At 60.6% G+C, this 2,669-nt stretch carries 6 protein-coding genes; all 6 read left to right on the top strand.

Features of this window, described 5'->3' with window-relative positions; translation table 11 throughout:
• Positions 1-85: 85 nt before the first annotated feature.
• Positions 86-475 carry a hypothetical protein gene (locus ACIQ2X_RS16480; protein ID WP_396180090.1) on the top strand — a complete coding sequence of 130 codons (390 nt, stop codon included), beginning with the start codon at positions 86-88 and terminating at the stop codon, positions 473-475.
• Complete coding sequence (locus tag ACIQ2X_RS16475) at positions 472-774, top strand: hypothetical protein (RefSeq protein ID WP_396180089.1); 303 nt, start codon at positions 472-474, stop codon at positions 772-774. Before ACIQ2X_RS16480 ends, ACIQ2X_RS16475 begins: the two co-directional genes overlap by 4 nt.
• 259 nt (positions 775-1,033) lie before the next feature.
• A complete protein-coding gene (locus tag ACIQ2X_RS16470) occupies positions 1,034-1,702 on the top strand; it encodes a hypothetical protein (RefSeq protein WP_396180088.1) in 669 nt (222 codons plus the stop codon).
• A complete protein-coding gene (locus tag ACIQ2X_RS16465) occupies positions 1,699-1,956 on the top strand; it encodes a hypothetical protein (protein ID WP_396180087.1) in 258 nt (85 codons plus the stop codon). The genes ACIQ2X_RS16470 and ACIQ2X_RS16465 overlap by 4 nt, the downstream gene beginning before the upstream one ends.
• Positions 1,953-2,447, top strand: coding sequence for a siphovirus Gp157 family protein (locus tag ACIQ2X_RS16460; RefSeq protein ID WP_396180086.1), 495 nt, complete (start codon positions 1,953-1,955; stop codon positions 2,445-2,447). Before ACIQ2X_RS16465 ends, ACIQ2X_RS16460 begins: the two co-directional genes overlap by 4 nt.
• Positions 2,447-2,669: recombination protein NinB (locus ACIQ2X_RS16455; protein WP_396180085.1), on the top strand; the 223-nt coding region annotated here is incomplete at its 3' end. The genes ACIQ2X_RS16460 and ACIQ2X_RS16455, both read left to right, overlap by 1 nt.

Below are 2,669 nucleotides of genomic sequence, written 5' to 3'. Positions count from 1 at the left end.
TTTTTCATCTTTGGCTGAACTATGGTTGACAGGCTCGGTTTAACTATGGTTCAATAGCTCCATCGCAAGCCAACAAGGGGCAGAGATGGAAACACCGTGCTACGTCAGCCAGGCCGAGAACAAGGCCATCGCCCGAATCGACGCGAACGACGCGCAGATTGAGCGGGCCGAAGAGTTCTTGCGGATGCTCGTTCTCGATGCCGTCGCTGGCGGTCTGGACATGAAGCTGCGCAACAGCTACGCGCCCAACAGCAGTGGCCGCATCTGCCCGGTAAGCGAGTACTTGGGCGAGTGCAGTGCCGAGGCTCAGATGCTGCTGTTTGCAGCCTGCCACCTCGCAAGCAAGGAAGGCCATCCGAATCAGGCCCGCGAGCGTGAAGCTGCTGCCGCTCACATGCTGCGCAACTTCGTCAAGCGTGTGGCTGACGACTACGCAGAACTGCGGGCCGCTGAGTTTGTCGGGGGTGAGGAATGAGCGACATCCTCATTCCAATGGCCGCTGACCGCCGCCTTGATGTGGGCTTTGATGCGATGGACTCGCAGATTGAATATGCCCGCACCTGCTGCGCCACGATGGGCTGTCTTGGCGACTGCGACCAAGGCCGCAAAGACTGCCGCCACCCGATGCCCGCTGAGGCCTGCACAGAAGTTGGCGCGGACGCTGATGAGCAGATGCGCAGCGCAGACAGCATTGGCTTTATCTACATCGCTGTCGGCGCTATCTGCTGGGCGTGCTTTCTGGTCTGGGCGATTGCAGGGGGTCCAAATGCGTGACGTTGACTGCGGATTCCCGCTTGAGCGCTATTTGCGCCGCCTCTCGCCTACAGCTGCGACCGTGCTGCTAGTGAGTTTCGTGCTCGGCGCATGGGCGCTGGGTGCGGCGATTGACGGGGTGCCGCTATGACCGATAGCTCTGATTCCTGGGCCGCAGCTTGGCACCGCTTCAACAGCAAGCCGCCTGCCGTCCGACTCCGATACATGCGCTTCGTCCAGTGGATCACGCGCAATCAACAGCCGCTTTTCTGAGGTGAACATGAACAACAAAGCACTGTGGGCGCGAGCCTTCACGACTGACCCGCGAGCCGTTAAGGCGATCACCGGCAAGCAATACAAAGGCAACAGCCCGAAGCCGTATTGGATCGTTGAGCGCCTGACTGATGAGTTTGGCCCGTGCGGGCACGGCTGGGGCTTCACGATCCTGAATGAGCGCTTTGAGCGCTTCGGAGACACCGAGTCTCTGCATATCGCTGTCGTGCGCTTCTGGTACGTGTTGGACGACAAGCGCGGCGAGTTTGAGCAAGTCGGTCAGACCCGATCCAGCTACGTCACATCCAAGGGCGTGTTCATGGTGGACGAGGACGCGCCTAAGAAGTCCGTGACTGACGCACTGGTGAAGTGCGCGAGCTATCTCGGATTCGCTGGCGACATCTTCTCCGGCATGTGGGACGACTCCAAGTATGTCCAGCAGGCCGACGCCGAATGGCGCGAGCGTGAAGCAGCCCAGCAGCGTGCGGAATGGCTGGAGGCGTCCGCGATGCGGCTGGAAAGCTGCGAATCCCTGGCGGGGCTTGGTGAAGCGTGGAAGGAGCTTTACCGCGCCATGCAGGCCGAGAAGGACACCGACGCAATCCAGACCCTTGAGCCCATCAAGGACCGCATGAAGGCGCAACTGACGCCAGCAAACCAAGGAGCAGAAGCATGACGACTCTCATCAAATCCGTTTACCTGTCTGTCGTTGATTACGGCCTAGACAAAGGCAAGCTTCAAGGAAGCATTGAGTTCATCAATAAGCACGGCGAAATCAAGGTCCGCATTGGCAACGACCAAGCCGCGGCAATCATCGCCATCCTTGCGGATCAGTTGGTGCAGACAGCACAAGAAACCGCAGCGCTGATGACGTCTCAAGTGCTTGAGCAGGCCGCTTCGCAGATGAACCCTGCACTGGAGGGCGCATGACCGCACTCTACGTACTCGCGCAAGACTACCGCGCCGCAGCCGCTCAACTGGCAAACCTCGACCTTGACGAGCAGACGATTGCCGACACGCTGGAGAGCCTGAGCGGCGATCTGGAAATCAAGGCGCAGAACGTCGCCATGATGGCCCGCCTGTTCGATGCCGATGCCGCTGCCGTCAAGCAGTGGGCCAAGGACGCAACCGAGCGAGCGAAGGCCATCGAAGCCCGCGCCGACCGGCTGCGCGCCTATCTGGCGGCGAACCTTGAAGCGGTTGGCATTGAGAAGGTGGAAGGCCCCGGCGTCTCGATCAGCTTCCGCAAGTCGTCGGCTGTCGTGATTGATGGCGAGGACTTGATCCCTGCCGCGTTCATGCGCCAGAAGCCAGCCCCAGCGCCAGAGCCTGACAAGACTGCGATTGCAGCTGCCATCAAGGCAGGCCAGGAAGTTCCCGGCGCTCACTTGGAGCCCCGCCGCAGCTTGCAGATCAAGTGATGAAGCTATCCGCCACCCTCCGAGACGCCCAGACCGGACACACGGCCTGGATGGCGCTGTGGACGCAGATCAAGCCGCATCTTTTCACTGGGCGCCGCTATGTCGTCGAGGTGCGGCCAGAGAAGCGCAGCGACGAGCAAAACCGCCGCATGTGGGCTCTGTTGTCTGACCTGTCAAAGCAAGTGGACTGGCACGGCTGCAAGCTCACTGCGGAAGAGTGGA

Origin of the sequence: Flavobacterium sp. (genome assembly GCF_044368625.1) — a bacterium.
Taxonomy (GTDB): Bacteria; Bacteroidota; Bacteroidia; order Flavobacteriales; family Flavobacteriaceae; genus Flavobacterium.
This window is presented reverse-complemented; position numbering and strand designations above follow the sequence as displayed.

Excerpts from the sequence above, each read along its gene's own strand:
- ACIQ2X_RS16480 (WP_396180090.1), top strand. The coding sequence starts at position 86 with ATGGAAACACCGTGCTACGTCAGCCAGGCCGAGAACAAGGCCATCGCC.
- ACIQ2X_RS16475 (WP_396180089.1), top strand. The coding sequence starts at position 472 with ATGAGCGACATCCTCATTCCAATGGCCGCTGACCGCCGCCTTGATGTG.
- ACIQ2X_RS16470 (WP_396180088.1), top strand. The coding sequence starts at position 1,034 with ATGAACAACAAAGCACTGTGGGCGCGAGCCTTCACGACTGACCCGCGA.
- ACIQ2X_RS16465 (WP_396180087.1), top strand. The coding sequence starts at position 1,699 with ATGACGACTCTCATCAAATCCGTTTACCTGTCTGTCGTTGATTACGGC.
- ACIQ2X_RS16460 (WP_396180086.1), top strand. The coding sequence starts at position 1,953 with ATGACCGCACTCTACGTACTCGCGCAAGACTACCGCGCCGCAGCCGCT.